Raw genomic sequence first — 565 nt, forward strand, 5'->3', positions numbered from 1 at the left:
CAGCAGATGGCAAACGTGTATTGAAAGTATGGGGGATGGGTGCAGAGGGAACAGCACTTGCTAAGATCGTACCTGATTTTGAAAAAGCTAACCCGGATATCAAAGTCGAAGTGCAAGCGATTCCTTGGGATAATGCCCATGACAAATTGCTAACTGCGGTCGCTTCCAAAAAAGGTCCTGATGTTGTGCAAATGGGACTGGGTTGGATTCCTGAATTTGCAGATGCTGGAGCATTGCTAGATTTATCTTCTTACACAGAGAAATATCCAAATCTGAAAGTAGATAACTTCTTCAAAGGTGCTCAACAAACAATGACCTACAACGATCAATTGGTTGGTATTCCATGGTATATCGATACTCGCGTATTGTTCTACCGTGCAGACTTGCTAAAACAAGTTGGTTATAACGAACCACCAAAAACGTGGGCTGAATTGAAAGATGCAGCAACAAAATTGGCAGCTAGAGGCAATGGTAACTATGGTATTTTGCTAGATAGCCAGGATCAAGTATTTACACTTCCGTTTGCTTGGGAAAATGGTAGTGAAGTGATTAGTAGTGACAACAA

General features: G+C 41.8%; 1 protein-coding gene. It reads left to right on the top strand.

The genetic code is table 11. From position 1 onward, the window contains the following. Positions 1-565 (top strand): extracellular solute-binding protein (locus tag PTI45_RS01525; RefSeq protein WP_139129200.1); only part of this gene is annotated, 565 nt, incomplete at both ends.

Source organism: Paenibacillus nuruki, from assembly GCF_001721045.1.
In the GTDB taxonomy this organism is placed as follows: domain Bacteria; phylum Bacillota; class Bacilli; order Paenibacillales; family Paenibacillaceae; genus Saccharibacillus; species Saccharibacillus nuruki.